Annotated in this window: 15 protein-coding genes; 12 read left to right on the top strand and 3 right to left on the bottom strand. The window is 69.4% G+C overall.

Going from position 1 to position 18,817, the window contains the following annotated elements; translation table 11 throughout:
* Position 1 precedes the first annotated feature (1 nt).
* A complete protein-coding gene (locus tag A3CU_RS0108295; RefSeq protein ID WP_052371544.1) occupies positions 2-2,071 on the top strand; it encodes a S9 family peptidase in 2,070 nt (689 codons plus the stop codon).
* Between the two features lie 228 nt (positions 2,072-2,299).
* On the opposite strand, the gene A3CU_RS0108290 is transcribed toward A3CU_RS0108295, so the two are convergent.
* Entirely contained in the window at positions 2,300-2,650 is a 351-nt protein-coding gene (locus tag A3CU_RS0108290; protein WP_027941899.1) for an antibiotic biosynthesis monooxygenase family protein, read from the bottom strand.
* A 571-nt stretch (positions 2,651-3,221) separates the two neighbouring features.
* Between A3CU_RS0108290 and A3CU_RS0108285 the strand changes: the two genes are divergently transcribed.
* The 5 genes from A3CU_RS0108285 to A3CU_RS0108265 are packed head-to-tail and all read left to right on the top strand — an operon-like array spanning position 3,222 to position 11,127.
* Positions 3,222-5,015: a thiamine pyrophosphate-requiring protein gene (locus A3CU_RS0108285; RefSeq protein WP_027941898.1), complete on the top strand. Its 1,794-nt coding sequence runs from the start codon at positions 3,222-3,224 to the stop codon at positions 5,013-5,015.
* A gap of 9 nt (positions 5,016-5,024) precedes the next feature.
* A complete protein-coding gene (locus A3CU_RS0108280) occupies positions 5,025-8,018 on the top strand; it encodes an FAD-binding and (Fe-S)-binding domain-containing protein (protein ID WP_027941897.1) in 2,994 nt (997 codons plus the stop codon).
* Entirely contained in the window at positions 8,015-8,353 is a 339-nt protein-coding gene (locus A3CU_RS43905; protein WP_052371543.1) for a hypothetical protein, read from the top strand. The genes A3CU_RS0108280 and A3CU_RS43905 overlap by 4 nt, the downstream gene beginning before the upstream one ends.
* A gap of 15 nt (positions 8,354-8,368) precedes the next feature.
* A complete protein-coding gene (locus A3CU_RS0108270; protein WP_027941896.1) occupies positions 8,369-9,391 on the top strand; it encodes an SDR family oxidoreductase in 1,023 nt (340 codons plus the stop codon).
* Entirely contained in the window at positions 9,388-11,127 is a 1,740-nt protein-coding gene (locus A3CU_RS0108265; RefSeq protein WP_052371542.1) for a glycoside hydrolase family 15 protein, read from the top strand. The genes A3CU_RS0108270 and A3CU_RS0108265 overlap by 4 nt, the downstream gene beginning before the upstream one ends.
* Positions 11,128-11,188: 61 nt before the next feature.
* Here the strand turns inward: A3CU_RS0108265 and A3CU_RS50930 are convergent, their stop codons facing one another.
* Positions 11,189-11,413 carry a DUF6480 family protein gene (locus A3CU_RS50930; RefSeq protein ID WP_245616928.1) on the bottom strand — a complete coding sequence of 75 codons (225 nt, stop codon included), beginning with the start codon at positions 11,411-11,413 and terminating at the stop codon, positions 11,189-11,191.
* Between the two features lie 142 nt (positions 11,414-11,555).
* On the opposite strand from A3CU_RS50930, the gene A3CU_RS0108255 reads away from it, so the two are divergent.
* From A3CU_RS0108255 to A3CU_RS0108230, 6 genes are all read left to right on the top strand, one after another.
* Positions 11,556-12,368, top strand: coding sequence for a nucleotidyltransferase family protein (locus tag A3CU_RS0108255; RefSeq protein ID WP_027941894.1), 813 nt, complete (start codon positions 11,556-11,558; stop codon positions 12,366-12,368).
* Positions 12,365-13,159 carry a metallophosphoesterase family protein gene (locus tag A3CU_RS43900; protein ID WP_063628798.1) on the top strand — a complete coding sequence of 265 codons (795 nt, stop codon included), beginning with the start codon at positions 12,365-12,367 and terminating at the stop codon, positions 13,157-13,159. The genes A3CU_RS0108255 and A3CU_RS43900 overlap by 4 nt, the downstream gene beginning before the upstream one ends.
* A gap of 38 nt (positions 13,160-13,197) precedes the next feature.
* Positions 13,198-14,778, top strand: coding sequence for a non-homologous end-joining DNA ligase (gene ligD, locus A3CU_RS0108245; RefSeq protein WP_027941893.1), 1,581 nt, complete (start codon positions 13,198-13,200; stop codon positions 14,776-14,778).
* A gap of 194 nt (positions 14,779-14,972) precedes the next feature.
* Positions 14,973-15,617 carry a hypothetical protein gene (locus tag A3CU_RS0108240; protein ID WP_027941892.1) on the top strand — a complete coding sequence of 215 codons (645 nt, stop codon included), beginning with the start codon at positions 14,973-14,975 and terminating at the stop codon, positions 15,615-15,617.
* A 61-nt stretch (positions 15,618-15,678) separates the two neighbouring features.
* Positions 15,679-16,638 (top strand): glycosyltransferase, encoded by a 960-nt coding sequence (locus A3CU_RS0108235; protein WP_027941891.1) that lies wholly within the window; start codon positions 15,679-15,681, stop codon positions 16,636-16,638.
* 14 nt (positions 16,639-16,652) lie between these two features.
* Entirely contained in the window at positions 16,653-17,867 is a 1,215-nt protein-coding gene (locus A3CU_RS0108230; protein WP_027941890.1) for a glycosyltransferase, read from the top strand.
* A gap of 15 nt (positions 17,868-17,882) precedes the next feature.
* Here the strand turns inward: A3CU_RS0108230 and A3CU_RS0108225 are convergent, their stop codons facing one another.
* A complete protein-coding gene (locus A3CU_RS0108225) occupies positions 17,883-18,773 on the bottom strand; it encodes a glycosyltransferase family 2 protein (protein ID WP_027941889.1) in 891 nt (296 codons plus the stop codon).
* Positions 18,774-18,817: the final 44 nt, after the last annotated feature.

The raw sequence follows: 18,817 nt of genomic DNA, 5'->3' as shown, positions 1-18,817 counted from the left end.
GGTGATCAGCGACGAGACCTCGGCCGACCGGCCGACCGAATCCTTCTTGAACCTTGACGACTACGTCGCCTTGCCGCGTGTGTCGGGATTGTGGCTTTCCCCGGACGGCGGCCGGGTCGTGGTCACCGTCGCCACGCTGGACCGGGAAAAGAAGCGCTACGTCAACGCACTGTGGGAGGTCGACCCGGCGGGCGAGCGGCGCGCGCGGCGGCTGACGCGCAGTGCCCAGGGCGAGTCGACCGCCGCCTTCACGCCTTCCGGTGACCTCCTGTTCGTCTCGGCGCGGCCCGAGCCCGACAGTGACAGCGACGAGCCGGTGCCGGCGCTGTGGCTCCAGCCCGCTGGTGGTGGCGATGCGCGCGTGGTCGCCGCCCCGACGGGGGGCGTACGCGGGGTGATGGCCGGCCCATCCGGGACTCTGGTGGCGGGCGCGGCGATGATGCCCTCAGCGGGCAGCGCCGAGCAGGACGAGGAGATCCGCAAGCAGCGCAAGGACGGGGCGGTGTCCGCGATTCTGCACGAGGGCTACCCGGTCCGGTTCTGGGACCACGACCTCGGGCCGGACCGGACCAGGCTGCTGGCCGCCACGATCACCGGCGATATCACTTCCGGCGAAGAGCAGCTCTCCCTGCGCGATCTCACCGGCGACGTCGGCCACGCGCTCGACGACGATTGCACCTGGGACATCGCGCCGGACGGGCGCACCGTGGTCACGACGTGGAACGTCACCGAGCCCGCCGGGTCGGAGCGGCGCACCGTGGTCGCCATCGACGTGGCAACCGGCGAGCGCCGGGCCCTGGCCGACGATCCGGCGTACGAATACGAGGAGCCGCGGATCTCGCCGGACGGGACGAGCGTGGCGGTTGCCGTGGTGCGGCGGTCGGAGCCGGATGATCCGGGCGATCGCTGGCTGGGTGTCGTTCCGCTGGCCGGTGGCGAGGTCCGCGTGCTGACCGAAAGCTGGGACCACTGGCAGCACTCCACGCAATGGACACCCGACGGCACGGCGCTGGTGGTCGCGGCCGATCACGAGGGACGATCCCCGCTGTGGCGGGTGGACGCGGCGACCGGATCGGTCACCCGGCTGACGCCGGATCACGCCGCCTACACAGACGTCCGGGTGTCCCCGGACGGCCAGTGGGCGTACGCGCTGCGTTCTGCTGTGGACAGTGCTCCGGCGCCGGTACGGGTCGCGCTGACCGGAGAACCACGAGTGGAGCCGTTGCCCGGCCCGGCCGAGGCACTCGGCGCAAACACCGCACTGCCCGGACGCCTCGACGAGGTCACCGCGACCGCTGAAGACGGCACCCCGCTGCGCGCGTGGCTCGCACTGCCGGCACAGGCGAGCGGGGAAACCCCCGCGCCTCTGCTGCTGTGGATCCACGGTGGCCCGCTGCACTCGTGGAACTCGTGGTCGTGGCGGTGGAACCCGTGGCTCGCGGTCGCCCAGGGCTACGCCGTCCTGCTGCCCGACCCCGCGCTGTCCACCGGCTACGGCATCGACTTCATCCGCCGCGGCTGGGGCAAGTGGGGCCAAGCACCGTTCACCGACCTGATGGCGGTCACCGACGCCGCCGAGCGACGCGAGGACATCGACGAAACGCGGACCGCCGCGATGGGCGGCTCGTTCGGCGGCTACATGGCCAACTGGGTCGCCGGGCACACCGACCGGTTTTCCGCGATCGTCACGCACGCGTCGCTGTGGGCGCTGGACCAGTTCGGGCCCACCACCGACGGCTCCCACTACTGGATCCGTGAGCTGAGCACGGACATGGCGGAGGCCAACTCGCCGCACCGGTTCGCCGACCAGATCACCACGCCGATGCTCGTCGTGCACGGCGACAAGGACTATCGGGTGCCGATCGGGGAAGGCCTCCGGTTGTGGTGGGACCTGATGTCTCGCGTCAAGGAGGAGGACGGCTCGACCCGGCACAAGTTCCTGTACTTCCCCGACGAGAACCACTGGGTGCTGACCCCGAACAACGCGAAGGTCTGGTACTCGACGGTGTTCGCCTTCCTCTCCCACCATGTCCACGGTGAGCCCTGGGTGCGACCCGAACTGCTCGGCTGAACGAACCGGGGAGCCCCGGGTGAGGAGACCGGAGTGGTGTCCTCACCCGGTTTCCCAGCGCAGTCTCATGAGGATGTGTGAGGTCGTCCTTTGTGGACATGCCGGAATTTCCGACGGCGAGGTTTGGGGACGCAGCCGTTTCGCTGACCTGCGCTGTCGACCTCATCCGACAACAGCTGCAAGACACACGCGGCGGCCAGTGATCGCGCTCGCCCGGCACCGTCCTCCTCAGTCGGCGGGTGTGCCGCGGTTCAACTCGACGGCCACCCGGTAGAGGCCGGGATGGGCGCCGGCCCGGATTCCGGGTGGAAGAGACGCTATGCGGTCGCGGAACTCCGGATTCGCCTGCGCTGCTTCCCAGGCCGCCGGGCTGTCCCAGCCGGCCACGTTGACGAACGGGAAATGGGCGGCTGCCGAGGCAGCTCGATACAGTCTAGACTGCCGGAATCCCGGCGCGCCGGCCATGATCGCGGCCCGCTGCTGCCACTGCTTCACGAAGTCGTCAAGCTGTTCGGGCGGCACTTCGAATACGTTGATCAGGGTGACCGGTCCCTGGAGTAGCGGGTCCGCTTCAGTCATGATTCTCCTCCATACTGCGCGAAGTCGGCTGCGACGAGGCGAAGGCGGCCGGGGGCGGCGATGATCTCGATCGCCGTCCCGGACCGGCCGCGGCGAAGGCAGCCATGCGAGCGTTTGTTGATCTTCCACGGCGTTGCCTTCCGCCGTCGTGCCCGTCATAGCCAGTGACGTATGGCCACGGCAAAAGGTAACGCGAGAAAGCCACCTATGCCGCGAGTCGAGCGGACCAGCAGTGCTCGGGCTGCCCCGTCCGTACGCAAGAGGTACGAACAGGACCCTCGCCCAACCGGGAACTCGGCGTCCGGAACCGGGAAGTCATCGGCCCGAACCGGGAACTCGGCGGCCTGGGGCGGGAACTCATCGGCTCGTGACGGTGCGGGACGGCAGGCGCACGAGGGGTGTAGCAGGCGGCGAAAACGGGTACCGCGATCTCGGTACCGCTGGCGACGATCCGGCGGCGTGGAAGGGGGTGTCCCGGTGAAACCCGGTCCGACGCACGCCGAGGCCGCGGCACACCGCTCCGAGGAGCGGGTATCCGCATGCGAGTTCGAAACACGGGTGAGGAGTTCTCATGGCTCAGACGGTCGGTGACTACCTGCTGCAGCGGTTGCGCGACTGGGACGTGGAACAAGTGTTCGCCTACCCCGGCGACGGCATCAACGGCATCGTCGCCTCGTTCGGGAAGGCGGACAACCACCCGCGTTTCGTGCAAGTCCGGCACGAGGAGATGGCCGCGTTCGCCGCGGTCGGCTACGCGAAGTTCAGCGGGCGGGTCGGGGTGTGCATGGCGACGTCGGGCCCGGGCGCCATCCACCTGCTCAACGGCCTCTACGACGCGAAACTCGACCACGTTCCGGTGGTGGCGATCGTGGGCCAGACGGCGCGCAGCGCGATGGGCGGCAGCTACCAGCAGGAGGTTGATCTACAGGCGCTCTACAAGGACGTCGCGAGCGAATACCTCGTGGAGGTCAACGTCCCCGAACAACTGCCCAACGCCCTCGACCGGGCGATTCGGACCGCGGAGGCGTCCCGGTGCCCGACTGCGCTGATCATCCCGGCCGACCTGCAGGAGGAGACGTACTCACCGCCTCAGCACGTGTTCAAGCAGGTGCCCTCCAGTCCCCCGAACACGTCGTGGCCGCGATTGGTCCCGCCCGAACGGGACCTCGACGCTGCCGCGGAGGTCCTCAACTCCGGCGAGAAGGTCGCCATCCTGGCCGGGCAGGGTGCGCGGGACGCGGCCGAGGAAATCCGGCAGGTCGCGCAGGTGACCGGGGCCGGCGTCGCGAAAGCGTTGCTGGGTAAGGACGTGTTGTCCGACGAGTTGCCCTACGTGACCGGTGCGATCGGTTTGCTGGGCACCCGCCCGAGCTACGAACTCATGCGTGACTGCGACACCTTGCTGATCGTCGGCTCGAACTTCCCGTACACCCAGTTCCTGCCGGAATTCGGCCAGGCCAGGGCGATACAGATCGATCTCGACGGCCGGTTCATCGGCATGCGCTATCCGACCGAGGTGAACCTGGTCGGCGACAGCGCGGCCACCCTGCGCGCCCTGCTCCCGAAGCTGAAGAACAAGCAGGACCATTCGTGGCGCGAAACGATCGAGAAGAACGTCGCGGCGTGGTGGAAAACGGTGGAACGCGAGGCCGCGGTGACGGCCGAGCCGGTGAACCCGATGGCCATCGTGTCCGAGTTGTCGCGCAAGATCCCCGACAACGCCATCGTGACCGCGGACTCCGGCTCCTCGACCAACTGGTACGCCCGCAACCTGCGGATCCGCGGCGAGATGCGGGGTTCGCTGTCGGGCACCCTCGCCACGATGGGGCCGGGCGTGCCGTACGCGATCGGCGCGAAGTTCGCCCATCCCGACCGGCCGGTGATCGCCTTGGTCGGCGATGGCGCCATGCAGATGAACGGGCTCGCCGAGCTGATCACCATCGCCCGCTACCAGAACCTGTGGCGCGACCCGCGGTGCGTCATCTGCGTGTTCCACAACAACGACCTCAACCAGGTCACCTGGGAGCTGCGCGCGATGACCGGGGCGCCGAAGTTCGAGGAGTCGCAAAGCCTGCCCGATGTCGACTACGCCGGTTTCGCCCGGTCCCTCGGGTTGACCGCGGTCACCGTCGACAAGCCGGACCAGCTCGCGTCGGCCTGGGACACCGTGCTCGGCGCGGACCGGCCCGCGCTGCTGGACATCCACTGTGACCCGGAGATGCCGCCGATCCCGCCGCACGCCACCTTCGAGCAGATGAAGGCCGCCACCGAATCGGTGCTCAAGGGCGACCCCAACGCGGTCCATCTCGTCGTGCAGGGCGTGAAGACGAAGGCGCAGGAGTTCCTGCCGGGCAAGGACAGCTGAGGCCTCGCGATGGCACACGTCCAACTGCCGACGCCGGTCGTCCGCCGGCCGGGCCGGGCCGAGGTGAACGTCGAGGCACTGTCCGCGGCGCTGCGCGAGCGGGTACGCGGGGAGGTGCGGTTCGACCGCGGAACGCGCGGGGCGTACTCGACCGACGCCTCCAACTTCCGGCAGGTCCCGATCGGCGTGGTCGTTCCCCGTTCGCCCGACGACGCGGTCGAAGCACTGGCGGTGGCGCGGGAGTTCGGGGCGCCGGTGCTTTCCCGCGGTGGCGGCACCAGCCTGGCCGGGCAGTGCACCAACACGGCGGTCGTCCTCGACTGGTCGAAGTACTGCACGAAGCTCGAATCCGTCGACGAACAGGCGCGCACCTGCATCGTGCAGCCGGGGATCGTGCTCGACGAGCTCAACCGGCAGCTCGCCGACACCGGCCTGCGGTTCGGGCCGGAACCGGCCACGCACATGAACTGCACCCTCGGCGGCATGATCGGCAACAACTCGTGCGGCGCCACCGCCCAGCGCACCGGCAAGGTCGTCGACAACATCGCACGCCTCGAGGTCGTCCTCGCCGACGGCACCCGGTTCTGGTGCGGCGAAACGACCGACGAGGAATACCGCGAGATCGAACGCCACGGCAACGCACAAGCGGCGATCTACCGGCAGTTGCGGCGGCTGCGCGACGAGTACGCCGACGAAATCCGCCGCCGCTTCCCCGACATCCCCCGCCGCGTGTCCGGCTACAACCTCGACTCACTGCTGCCCGAAAACCACTTCGACGTCGCGGGCCTGCTCGTCGGCTCGGAGTCCACTTTGGTCACGGTGCTTCGCGCGGAACTGAAGCTGGTCCCGGTGCTTGAAGAACGGACGCTGGTCGTACTCGGTTATCCCGACGTCGTCGCCGCCGCCGACGCCGTGCCGGCGATCCTCCCGCACCAGCCGATCGCCCTCGAAGGCATCGACCACAAGCTCATCCGCGACCAGCAGATCAAGAACATGAACCCGCAGGCGCTGGCCGAGATGCCGGAAGGTCGCGCGTTCCTCATGGTGCAGTTCGGCGGAACCACCACCGACGAGGTCGAGCGTCGAGCCCACCAGCTGCTGGAAGCGTTGCACGACACCGAGAACCAGGCCGACGTCGCCTTCCTTGACGATCCCGCCCGCGAGACCGAACTCTGGCACGTCCGGGAGGCCGGGCTCGGCGCCACAGCACACGTGCCCGGCAAGGCCGACACCTTCGAAGGCTGGGAAGATTCCGCGGTCGCCCCCGAATTGCTCGGTAAGTACCTGCGGAGACTTACCGCGCTGTACGAAGAGTTCGGCTACGCCAGCGAAACCGGGCCCAGCCTCTACGGCCACTTCGGACAGGGCTGCGTCCACACCCGCATCCCCTTCGATCTCTACAGCGCCGACGGTGTCGCGACCTACCGCCGGTTCATGGAACGCGCCGCCGACCTCGTCGCCGAACTGGGTGGCTCGTTCTCCGGCGAGCACGGCGACGGACAGTCCCGCGGCGAGTTGCTGCCGAGGATGTTCGGAGACGAGATCGTCACCGCCTTCGGCCGGCTCAAGGCGATCTTCGACCCCGAGGACCGGATGAACCCCGGCAAGGTCGTCGCCCCGTACCGGCTGGACGAAAACCTCCGCCTCGGCGGCGGCTGGGCTCCCGCCAACCCCCAGGACCTGTACTTCAAGTTCCCGCACGACGGCGGTTCGTTCGCCCAGGCCGCCAACCGTTGTGTCGGCATCGGCCGCTGCCGCCAGCACAAGACCGACGGCGGGCAGGTCATGTGCCCGTCCTACCAGGTCACCGGCGAAGAGGAACATTCCACCCGCGGCCGTGCGCGGCTGCTGTTCGAAATGCTCGACGGGCACGGAGACGGCCCGCTCACCGACGGCTGGCGCTCGACCGAGGTGAAGGACGCGCTCGACCTGTGCCTGGCGTGCAAAGGCTGCAAGACGGACTGTCCGGCCAATGTGGACATGGCCACGTACAAGGCCGAGTTCCTCGCTCACCACTTCCACGGCCGCCCTTGGCGGCGGCCGCGCTCCGACTTCACGATGGGCTGGCTGCCCGCCGTCGCCCGGATCGTGGGGAAGCTCCACGCCGGCAAGCTGGTCAACGTGCTGACCCACGCCCCGGGCCTGTCGCGGCTGGCCACACGCGCCGCCGGCGTCGAAGACCGAGAGATTCCCTTGTTCGCCGGGCAAACCCTGCAGCAGTGGTTCGCGCGGCACCGCCCCGCCGACGACGGCGTTCGGGGCACGGTGCTGCTGTGGCCGGACACCTTCACCAACGCCTTCCACCCGCACGTCGGCCAGGCCGCGGTGCGTGTCCTGGAGGAGGCCGGATGGCGGGTCACGATGCCGTCGAGGCCGGTGTGCTGCGCACTCACCTGGATCTCCACCGGCCAACTCGGCACCGCCAAACGCATCCTGACCCGCACCGTCCGGGAACTGGCGCCGCATCTGCGCGAGGGCGGGCTCGTCGTCGGCTTGGAGCCCAGCTGCACCGCGGTGTTCCGCTCCGACGCCCTCGAGCTGTTCCCCGGTGACCAGGACGTCCGCAGGTTGCATGCGCAGACCGTCACCCTCGCCGAACTGCTCACCGAGCACTCCCCCGGCTACCGGCCACCGCGGTTGTCCGCGAAGGCGATCGCCCAGGTCCACTGCCACCAGCACGCGGTCATGGGGTGGGACCCCGACCAGCAGTTGCTGCGGGATGCCGGTGTCGACGCCGAGCACCTCGACTCCGGCTGTTGCGGCCTGGCCGGAAATTTCGGCTTCGAGAAGGGGCATCTCGCGGTCAGCGAAGCCTGCGCAGAGCGCGTACTTCTCCCGCGCGTGCGCGAGGCTTCGGCCGACATGGTCGTGCTGGCCGACGGATTTAGCTGCCGCACCCAGATCCACGAGCTGGACAGCAACGGACGCGAAGGCGTCCACCTCGCGGAGCTGCTGGCCAGTGGGCTCGAAGGCCGCACAGCCACCCGGCGGAGCGCACGGTGAGGACTACGTCGATCGCGACCGTGCGGGCGGCGTGGGGGTGCGTCTTGTTGACGGCTTCGCGGTCTGTTCTCCGGGACCAGCACGAGCTGGCGACGGTGGTGACCGCGCTGGGCCTGCGGCACCTGGCCCAATCCGCCGTGACCCTACGGCGCCCGGCCGGCTTCGTCGCCAGGTGGGCGTGGACGGCCGACCTCGCGCACTGCCTGAGCATGCTCATCCTTGCCAGGCTGTCTCGCCGATGGCGATATCCCGCCGTGGTCAACGCGGCGGTCGCGGCCATCTGGGCGGGCGCCACCCGGAACGCGAGCCGCCATGACGCGCCGTGTCCCCGGTAGAAGATCGGAGATCCCATGTCAGACACCAGGAATTCGGGCCAAGTCGTCGTCGTCACCGGCGCCAGCGGCGGTATCGGCCGTGCGGTCGCCCAGGCGTTCGGCGCCCGGAAAGCCCACGTCGCGCTGCTCGCCCGCGGCGAGAAAGGCCTGGCAGCCGCGGCCGGCGACATCCGCCGCGCCGGCGGGACCGCACTCGAACTCCCCACCGACGTCGCCGACTTCGACCAGGTAGAGGCAGCCGCCGAGCGGGTCGAGCAGGAGTTCGGGCCGATCGACATCTGGGTGAACGTCGCCTTCACCTCGGTGTTCGCGCGCTTCAGCGACATCCGGCCGGAGGAGTTCCGACGCGTGACCGAGGTCAGCTACCTCGGTTTCGTGTACGGCACCATGGCCGCGCTCAAGCGCATGAAACCGCGTGATGAGGGCACGATCGTGCAGGTCGGATCGGCACTGGCCTACCGGGGTATCCCGTTGCAAAGCGCTTACTGCGGCGCGAAGCACGCCATCCAGGGATTTCACGAGTCGCTGCGCTGCGAACTGCTGGCCGAACACAGCAACGTCCACGTGACGATGGTGCAGATGCCCGGAGTCAACACTCCGCAGTTCTCCTGGGTGCTCTCGCGCCTGCCGCACCACGCACAGCCGGTCCCGCCGATCTACCAGCCCGAGGTCGCCGCCCGGGCCGTGCTCTACGCCGCCGACCACCCCCGCCGTCGCGAGTACTGGGTGGGCGGCAGCACGGTCGGCACGCTCATCGCGAACGCCGTCGCCCCCGGCCTGCTCGACCGCTACCTCGCGAAGACCGGGCTCAAGTCCCAGCAGACCGCGCAGCCCACGCCGCCGGACCAGCCCGCGAACCTGTGGGAGCCGGCCGACGGCGCCACCGGCCACGACTACGGCGCCCACGGTGAATTCGACAGCAAGTCCCTCTCACACAGTTTCCAGCTGTGGACCAGCCGGCACCGCAGCCTGCTCACTGCCTGCGGTGGCGCGCTCGCCGCGGCGACTCTCACGCTGTGGCGGCGAGTTCGGTCATGAGCGACTGGCAAAACTTCCCCCCGCACGTCCTGCGCGAGTACGCGCTGCTGGCCGACGGTGAACGCGGCGGGCTGTGCGGCCCGCACGGCGACATCGCGTGGCTCTGTGCGCCCGGTTGGGCCGACAGCGCCGTCCTGTCCTCCCTGATCGGCGGCCGGGGAAGCTACTCGGTCAGCCCGGTGGACACCTGTGTCTGGGGCGGCTACTACGAGCCCGGCACGCTGATCTGGCGCAACCGCTGGGTCACCACGGACACCGTCGTCGAGTGCCGCGAAGCGCTCACCTACCCCGCCGACCCGCGGCGCGCGGTCGTCCTTCGCCGCATCGAGGCCCTTGAGCGAGACGTCCGGATGCGCGTCCAACTCGACCTGCGCGACGCGTTCGGCGGCCGCTCGATGCGTAACCTCAGCCTCGACGACGGGGTCTGGACCGCCCGGACCGGCGGCCTCCGCATTCGCTGGACCGGCGCCGCCCACGCCCGTCCCGACCGCGACGGCCGCCTGATCCTCGAGCTGACCGTGCCGGGCAGTACCCACCACGATTTCGTGCTGGAACTCGGTGATCAGCCGTTGCCGCAACCACCCGACGCCGCCGAGCAGTGGATCGCCACCGAGTACGCCTGGCATCAGGCGGTGCCCGCGTTCGACAACACCATCGCACCCCGCGACGCGCGCCACGCCTACGTCGTGCTCCGCGGCCTGACCACCGCCGGCGGCGGCATGGTCGCCGCCGCCACCCTGGGCCTGCCCGAGCGGGCCGAAGCCGGCCGCAACTACGACTACCGCTACTCCTGGCTGCGCGACCAGTGTTACGCCGGCCTCGCGGCGTCGGTCGCCGAGCCCCACCCGTTACTCGACGACGCCGTCGCCTTCACCACTGCCCGCGTGCTCGAACACGGCGACGACCTCCTGCCCGCCTACCGCACCGACGGCACTCCACCACCAGATGAAACCGTGCTGGATCTGCCCGGCTATCCCGGCGGGAACCCCATCGTGGGTAACCACGTCAACCGGCAGTTCCAGCTCGACACGGTCGGTGAACTGCTGCAGCTGTACGCGGCCGCCGCCCGCCACGACCGCCTCACTCCCGACACCGAACACGCCATCGACCGCTGCGTCGAGCTGATCAACCAGCGCTGGGACCGGCCGGAAGCAGGAGTATGGGAACTGGACGATGACTGGTGGAGCCACTCGCGTCTGGCGTGCGTCGCGGGCCTCCGTGCGATCGCCCAGCAGCGCACGCCGCGCCATGCCGCCGACCTCACCGGCTTCGCCGACAAGCTGCTCGCCGAGACGAGCCGCCGCTGCATCGACCAGCGCGGGGCCTGGCAGCGCAGCCCCGAGGTGTCCGGCACGGACGCCGCGTTGCTCCTCCCCCCGGTCCGCGGCGCGCTGGCCGCCAACGATCCGCGCACGGTAGCGACCCTCGAGGCCGTCCAAACGGACTTGTGCCAAGACGGCTACGTCTACCGCTTCGCCCCGAACAACCAGCCCCTCGGCGACGCGGAAGGGGCGTTCCTGTTGTGCGGGTTCATCGTGTCGCTCGCCCACTGGCACCAGGGGCACGACGTCGAGGCGTTCCGTTCGTTCGAGCGCAACCGTGCGGCCTGCGGCCCACCCGGCCTGTTCGCCGAGGAATACGACGTCCGGCAGCGGCAGCTGCGCGGGAACCTGCCCCAAGCGTTCGTCCATGCCCTTCTGCTCGAAACCACACAGCGGCTCGCCACCAGTCCGTAGGGCACGCGGCCGGAAGGCCGTCCGTACCTCCACGGCAGACGCGTCACCTCGCGGCCTGTGCTCAGCGGAGCATGCCCAATGCCAGCAGAATCAGCAAGGTCGCCACGGCGAGCGTGAGCACAATGGCCACGGCCACCGAGGCGGTCGGCACGCCGCGCGGCGGAGGGGGCTGCGGGCTCGACAGCCCCGAGGTTTGCCCTGATTCCGGCGGCGTCTCTCCTGGTGGCACTCCGCCGCCCGGTTCCAGCCCGGGGACCTGCTCCGGCGCCGGATCCGGGGGCGTCACGCCGGGTTGAGGGTCTTCATGGCGGTCCATAAGGACTCGGCTTCCCCGTGGCGGCCAGGGGGCAAACACCGGCGGCAACGAATAGCCCACCGAACGGTGGGGAAACCAGGTCGAGACAGCAACCGGTTGGACGGCCTGAGTGATGGAGATCGACGAGCTGTTGCAGAGCGTGACCCGGGTGGTGACCGCGTTGGAGCCGACCGGAGTGCGGTTCGCGGTCGCCGGCGGGCTGGCCGTGTACGCGCGGGGCGGACCGCCCTCGGAGCACGATGTCGACATCTTCCTCAAGGCCGGGGACGCGCGCCGGGCCCAGAAAGCCTTGATGGAGGCGGGAATGCGGGGCGTGCACCCGCCCGAGGACTGGTTGACGAAGGTCTACGACGGCGAACGCCTGGTGGATCTGGTGTTCCGGCCCAACCACCGGCCGGTGACCGACGCACTGCTCGACCGCGCGGACGTGATGCGGGTCGGCCCCACCGTGGCGCCCGTCTTGTCCGGCACGGACTTGCTGGTGGACAAACTGCTGGTGCTCAACGCGCACCAGTGTGATCTCGCCCCGCTGCTCCGGATCGCGCGTGATCTGCGCGAGCAGGTGGACTGGGGCGAAGTGACCCGCCAGACCATGGAATCCCCTTATGCCAGGGCGTTTCTGCCCCTGCTCGCAGGCTTGTCCATCATCGACGCCAAGGAGATGGTCAGCGTGGCCGAAGCCCCGCAGTATCTCGTCGCGAGACTCACCCGAGCGCTCGCGGAGGACCCCCGCACCGCCGAACTCGGCGTGCACGTGACCGTATGCGGCAACCACGTGCACCTCACCGGCGAGGTCGCCTGCCCGGCCCGCCGCGACGAACTCGACGTCGTGATCACCGAGCACCTGCACGGCGAACTGGTGCACAACGATGTCCGGGTCGCCGATGTCCGGGAACCCGCGCACACCGAGGAGCTCAACCCATGAGGATCGCCGCTGTCGGCGACGTCCACCTCGGTGAGGACTCCCGCGGCCTGCTACGCCCCGCGCTGGAACACATCGGCGACCACGCCGACGTCCTGCTGCTCGCGGGGGACCTCACCCAGCACGGAACCCTGGACGAGGCGCGCGTCGTCGCCGAGGAATTCGCCGGGCTTGGCGTTCCGGTCGCCGCCGTGCTCGGCAACCACGACCATCACAGCGACCAGGAAGAGGCCATCGCGGCCCTGCTGACCGAATCCGGCATCACGATGCTGGAAGGCACCGCCATCACCTTCGACCTGCCCGGCGGGAGCCTCGGCGTGGCCGGGGTGAAGGGATTCGGCGGAGGGTTCGCCGGCAAATGCGCGAGCCGGTTCGGGGAACGTGAGATGAAGAGCTTCGTCGAGCACACCATGGAATCGGCGGACCGGCTCCGGGAAGCGCTCCTGAGTCTGGACACCGACGTGACGGTGGCGCTCACCCACTACGCCCCGATCGCGGGCACCCTGGGGGGAGAGCCACCGCAAATCCACCCGTTCCTCGGCTCGTACCTGCTGTGTGAGCCGGTCGACGAAGTGGGGGCCGACCTGGCCCTGCACGGCCATGCCCACTTCGGCTCCGAACAGGGCGTCACACCGGGCGGCGTGCGGGTGCGCAACGTCGCGCAGCCGGTCATCCGCGCTGCCTATGCGACCTATTCCATCGAGCCCGTCGCCGCGTCGGCACCGGCAGGGTTCGTGGGGGAGATCGCGTCCGGCCACCATGCTTCGACGCGTAACCACGCCGATCTTGGGTAACACGACTGAACGGACAGGAGCACGGAAAGGAGTCAGCATTGGCGGAGCGGCGTCGCCTGGCGGAATACCAGACGAAACGTGACTTCGCCCGGACGAGGGAGCCCGCCGGCGACGATGACTTCACGCGGGGCGGGAACTCGTTCGTGGTGCAACGGCACCGGGCCCGGCGCCGTCATTACGATCTCCGGCTGGAACTCGACGGTGTGCTGGTGAGCTGGGCGGTGCCGAAGGGCCCCACCCTCGATCCGGACGTCCGGCGGATGGCGGTACACGTCGAGGATCATCCCCGCGAGTACGCCGATTTCGAAGGCGTCATCCCCCGGGGACAGTACGGCGGCGGGGACGTGATCGTCTGGGACCGGGGCACCTGGGAACCGGCGGAGACCGACGATCCCGCGCAGGCGATCAGGGACGGCAACCTGCATTTCGATCTGCACGGGGACAAGCTCGCCGGCCGGTTCGTCCTCGTCCGGCGCGGCCAGTCCACTTCGGACAAGGAGCAGTGGCTGTTGCTGCACAAACACGACGAACACGCGCGCAAGGGCTGGGAGGCGGACGACCACCCGAAATCGGTCAAGACCGGTCGCACGAACGACGAGGTGGCGGCGGACCCCGAGGCGACCTGGCACAGCGACCGGCCGGCCTCCCGGGCCGCCGTGCCGACCCGCCTGCCACCGCCGAACCGCGACGAACTGGCCGCACTGGACAAGCTGGACGGCAAGGGAACCTGGGACTTCGACGGGCATCGGCTGAACCTGACGAACCTGGACAAGGTCCTCGTTCCCGCGGCCGAAGACGCAACCGCGGTGACAAAACGCGACTTGATCGCGTACTACGCGACGATCGCGCCGGTCATGCTGCCCTATCTCGCCGACCGCCCGCTCAACGCGCACCGTTTCCCCAACGGCATCGGCAAACCCGGATTCTGGCAGAAGGAAGCGCCCGGGCACGCGCCGAAGTGGTTGCGACGCTGGTACAACGACCGCGCCGACTCCGACGAGGCCCACTGCTACCTCGTACCGGACAGCGCCGCCGCCCTGGCCTGGCTCGCCAACTACGGCGCGCTGGAACTGCATGCCTGGACCTCCCGGATCCCGGACGTGGAGCATCCGACGTGGGCCCTGTTCGACATCGATCCCGGTCCGCGGACCCGGTTCGAGGATGTGCTCCTGCTGGCCCGGCTGCACCGCACGGCGCTGGAGCGGCTCGGTCTCGAAGGCCGGCCGAAGGTCACCGGCCAGCGCGGCATCCAGGTGTGGGTGCCGGTCGAACCGCGCTACACCTACGACGAAACCCGCGCCTGGACCGAAACCGTGTCCCGGCTCATCGGCCGCACCGTGCCGGACCTGGTGAGCTGGCAGTGGGAGAAGAGCAAACGCGGCGGCCTCGCCCGGCTGGACTACACCCAGAACGTCATCAACAAGACCCTCGTGGCGCCCTACAGCGTCCGGCCCCGCCCGGGTGCCCCGGTCTCGGTGCCGCTCGAGTGGGACGAACTCGACGAGGAGGACCTGCGGCCCGACGGCTGGACCATCCGCACGGTCGCGGATCGCTTGGCGGACAAGGGAGATCCGTTCGCCCCCCTGCTCGGTCTGCCGCAACACCTGCCCGAGCTGTGAACCGGCGTGTCCCCGCCCCAGGCCCCCGAGTTCCCGCCCCAGGCCCCCGAGTTCCCGGTTCAAGACGGTGAAATCCCGGTTCAGGACGGCGAGTTCCCGATTCAAGACGGTGAAATTCCGGTTCGGGACGATCACCGGCTACGACCGGTGCAAACCCCAGGCATGGAGTCACCGCGTGCCGGGTAGCCGGAGTCATGGCCGACCGGAACAAGACCATGGTGCGCCGGTTGCTCGACCGCGCCGGAGAGACCTATGCCGCCGAAGCGGGCATCCGCCTCGCCGACAAGCCGGCACCGCTGTACCGGCTGCTGGTGCTCTCCACCCTGCTGTCCACCCGGATCAACGCTAACATCGCGGTAGACGCCGCGAAGGAACTGGCCAGGGCCAAGCTGACCACGCCGCGCGCGATGGCGGACGCCGACTGGCAGGACCGGGTCGACGCGCTCGGCCGGGCCCATTACAAACGCTACGACGAGCAGACCGCGACCGCGCTCGGTCAAAGCGCGGAAACGCTGCTGGACCGCTACTCCGGCGATCTGCGCAAGCTACGGAAAGAGGCCGGGCAGGACCGCACCGAGATCACCCGGCAGCTGCGCCAGTTCTCCCGCGTCGGTCCCGTAGGCGCCGACATCTTCTGCCGCGAAGCCCAGGCTGTCTGGCCGGAACTGCGGCCCTACCTGGACAGGAAGGCGCTGGCCGGCGCGAAACGGCTGGCGCTGCCCGAGGATCCGGAAAAACTCGCCCGGCTCACCGACGGCGAGCACCTGGCACCGCTTGCTGCGTCACTCGTCCGTGTCGCGCTCAGCCGTGAACTCGCCGACGAGCTCGCCGGCCGCTGAGTGCGGCGTGCATCTCACACATAGGTGTTTAACGGCCGGCTGGACGGCAACGACTACTGCTATGGCAGAGATCCTGTTGTGGCACGTGCACGGGTCGTGGACGACGGCGTTCGTCCACGGCAGACACAGCTACACGCTGCCGGTGCTGCCGCAGGGTGGTGCCTGGGGCCTGGGACGCGCCGGCCGCGATTGGCCCGCCGCCGTGACGGAGGTTCCGGTTGAGGAGCTCGCGCACACCGAGCCAGACGTCGTGGTGCTGCAACGCATGGAAGAGATCGACCGCGTCACCGAATGGCTCGGACAGGTGCCCGGCAAGGACGTCCCCGCGGTGTACGTGGAACACAACGCTCCTTCGCCCTACGCCGCCAGCTCGGTCCATCCGCTGGCCGGCCAATCGGCTATCCCCATCGTGCACGTGACGCATTTCAACGACCTGATGTGGGACTGTGGAAGCGCGCCGACCGTGGTCATTCCACATGGGATCGTCGATCCGGGTCACCGCTACACCGGGGAGGTGCCCCATGGCGTCACGATGATCAACGAACCGGTACGGCGGGCGCGGGTCACCGGAAGCGATCTGCTGCCGGCCTTCTCGCAGGTGGGTCCCGTCGATCTCTACGGGATCGGCGCGACGGATTTCGCTCCGCCACTGGCCCGGCATCCCATCCGTGGCATCGGCGATCTCGCGCCGGCCGAACTGCACGACGAAGTGGCGCGCAGGCGCGTCTACCTGCACACCGCGCGGTGGACCTCCCTCGGCCTGTCCCTACTCGAAGCGATGCACCTCGGCATGCCGGTGGTCGCGCTGGCGACGACGGAGGCGTTACGGGCCGTACCCCCGGACGCGGGGGCACTGTCCACCGACATCACGGCTCTGACGACCACGTTCGGCGAACTGCTACACGAACCCGACCTGGCGAGGCTGGCCGGCAAGCGCGCTCGGCAGTTCGCCGTGTCCCACTACGGGCTCGACGCGTTCCTGGCGCGGTGGGACTCGCTGCTCGCCGAACTCACCCACTGAAGGACGTGATGCCGATGAAGATCGCCATGGTCTCCGAACACGCCAGTCCCCTCGCCGCGCTCGGCGGGGTCGACGCCGGGGGGCAGAACCTGCACGTGGCCGAGCTTTCCGCCGCCCTGTGCCGGCAAGGACACCAGGTCACCGTCTACACGCGCCGCGACAGCCGCACCTCGCCCGAGGAAACCACCGCCGCCGACGGCTACCGCGTGGTGCACGTGCCCGCCGGGCCCGCCGAACAGCTACCGAAGGACGAGTTGCTGCCGTACATGGGTGAGTTCGCCGAGTTCCTGCGTGCGGCGTGGGAGCGGGACCGGCCGGACATCGTGCACGCGCATTTCTGGATGTCCGGGCTCGCTTCGGTGCTCGCGGCCGCGCGCAGCAGCCTGTGTCTGGTACAGACCTTTCACGCGCTGGGCGCGGTCAAGCGCAGGCACCAGGGCGCCGAGGACACCAGCCCGCCCAGCCGGATACGGCTGGAACGCATGATCGCCCAGCGCGTCGACCGGGTGATCGCCACGTGCTCCGACGAGGTCTTCGAACTCGTGCGGCTCGGTATGCCCCGGTCGCGGGCTTCGGTGGTGCCCTGTGGAGTCGACCTCGACAGCTTCCGTGCGGACGGGCCGCGTGCCGCACGAGGCGCCGCACATCGGGTGGTCACCGTCGGGCGCCTGGTGCCGCGCAAGGGTTTCGATACCACCATCACCGCGCTCAGGTCGCTTCCCGACACCGAACTCGTCATCATCGGCGGGCCCGGTAAGGGAGAACTCGTCGACGATCCGGAAGCACAGCGGCTGCGGGGCCTCGCCGACGTGCTCGGCGTGGGCGACCGGCTGCACATGGTGGGTCAGGTGCCGCGTGCGGACATGCCGGCCCTGCTGCGCTCGGCGAGCGTCGTCGCCTGCACACCCTGGTACGAACCATTCGGCATCACCCCACTCGAAGCGATGGCTTGCGGCGTGCCCGTGGTGGCGGGCGCGGTCGGCGGCCTGATCGATACGGTCGTCGACGGTGTGACCGGCAGCCTGGTGCGGCCGCGCGACCCGCACCGGCTCGCGTCGGCCATCCGGAGCCTGCTCTCCGACCCGGTCATGCGCGAAAGGTATGGCATCGCGGGGCGCGATCGCGTGAGCGCCCGCTACTCGTGGGATCGAATCGCCACGGACACCCTGCGCGCCTACCGTCGCGCCAACCCGGCGGCCCACCGGCCGTCGGAATCCGCCGCCCAGTAAGCCGTTCAGAGTCGTTCAGCCGACGTAGCGACGGGCTTGCGATTGCCGTTGCGATTCCTCCAGCGAGACCAAGCCTGCCTCGACGGCGGGTGGGACCACCGCACGTTCCCGAAGTACCCAGGGCAGCCCCCGTAGTGCTTCCGCAACCGCCAGCGCGGTCGCGGAATCGAACGGCGCCGACCGGAGCACCGCCACGCTCCGCCTCAGTGCGCTGCGCAACGGGCGCCGCAACCACAATGTCCACAAGGTGTTCCGGATGCCGAGTTGGCGGCGGCGGCGCGAGTCCCGGACCTCGGATGGTGCGTGGTGGACCACGATCTCCTCGTCCCAGCACATCCACCAGCCGCGCGCGGCCAGGTCGAGCGCCAGCAGTTCTTCCTCGCCGCCGAGCCACATGCGTGCCGAGAAGCCACCGACCTCGGTGAACGCGGCGATGCGGAAGGCGGTCAGTCCGGCCATGATGCCCAGCAGCGCCGGGCCGGGCAGCCAGTCGGGCCCGGACACCGGCGAATACCGCAGTTCCGGCGTCAGCGGGTCCTCCGTCAATCCCGGCTCCACCAGACATTTCCCGGTGACGGACGCAAGCCCGGGATAGCTGTCGAGCACGTCCGCGGCGTGTTCGAGTGAACCGGCCTGCCACCGCGTGTCGTCATCGCAGAAGGCGACATACGGTGTGCGCACGCGCCCTACGGCGTGGTTGCGCGCTACCGAGCCGAGGTTGCGGTCCGCCCGGATCAACTCGACCTCCGGGAACGAGCGAGCGACAGCGTCCGCAGTTCCATCACGCGAAGCGTTGTCGACCAGGATGATCGGCGCGTTATCCGGCAGCTTCGTCATCTGCGCCAACGTCTCCATCAGCTGATCGCGACGATTGTGGGTGATCACGACCACCGTGATCCGGCTCATGCTTGCTCCTCCGCGGGTAAGGCGCGGTGGTCACCTTGACTGCC

This window comes from Amycolatopsis taiwanensis DSM 45107, from assembly GCF_000519205.1.
Lineage (GTDB): Bacteria > Actinomycetota > Actinomycetes > Mycobacteriales > Pseudonocardiaceae > Amycolatopsis_E > Amycolatopsis_E taiwanensis.
Note: the sequence above shows the minus strand (reverse complement) of the source record. Positions and strands in the feature narration are given on the sequence as shown.

Excerpts from the sequence above, each read along its gene's own strand:
- A3CU_RS0108290 (WP_027941899.1), bottom strand. The coding sequence starts at position 2,650 with ATGACTGAAGCGGACCCGCTACTCCAGGGACCGGTCACCCTGATCAAC.
- A3CU_RS0108285 (WP_027941898.1), top strand. The coding sequence starts at position 3,222 with ATGGCTCAGACGGTCGGTGACTACCTGCTGCAGCGGTTGCGCGACTGG.
- A3CU_RS0108280 (WP_027941897.1), top strand. The coding sequence starts at position 5,025 with ATGGCACACGTCCAACTGCCGACGCCGGTCGTCCGCCGGCCGGGCCGG.
- A3CU_RS0108270 (WP_027941896.1), top strand. The coding sequence starts at position 8,369 with ATGTCAGACACCAGGAATTCGGGCCAAGTCGTCGTCGTCACCGGCGCC.
- A3CU_RS0108265 (WP_052371542.1), top strand. The coding sequence starts at position 9,388 with ATGAGCGACTGGCAAAACTTCCCCCCGCACGTCCTGCGCGAGTACGCG.
- A3CU_RS0108255 (WP_027941894.1), top strand. The coding sequence starts at position 11,556 with ATGGAGATCGACGAGCTGTTGCAGAGCGTGACCCGGGTGGTGACCGCG.
- A3CU_RS43900 (WP_063628798.1), top strand. The coding sequence starts at position 12,365 with ATGAGGATCGCCGCTGTCGGCGACGTCCACCTCGGTGAGGACTCCCGC.
- A3CU_RS0108240 (WP_027941892.1), top strand. The coding sequence starts at position 14,973 with ATGGCCGACCGGAACAAGACCATGGTGCGCCGGTTGCTCGACCGCGCC.
- A3CU_RS0108235 (WP_027941891.1), top strand. The coding sequence starts at position 15,679 with ATGGCAGAGATCCTGTTGTGGCACGTGCACGGGTCGTGGACGACGGCG.
- A3CU_RS0108230 (WP_027941890.1), top strand. The coding sequence starts at position 16,653 with ATGAAGATCGCCATGGTCTCCGAACACGCCAGTCCCCTCGCCGCGCTC.
- A3CU_RS0108225 (WP_027941889.1), bottom strand. The coding sequence starts at position 18,773 with ATGAGCCGGATCACGGTGGTCGTGATCACCCACAATCGTCGCGATCAG.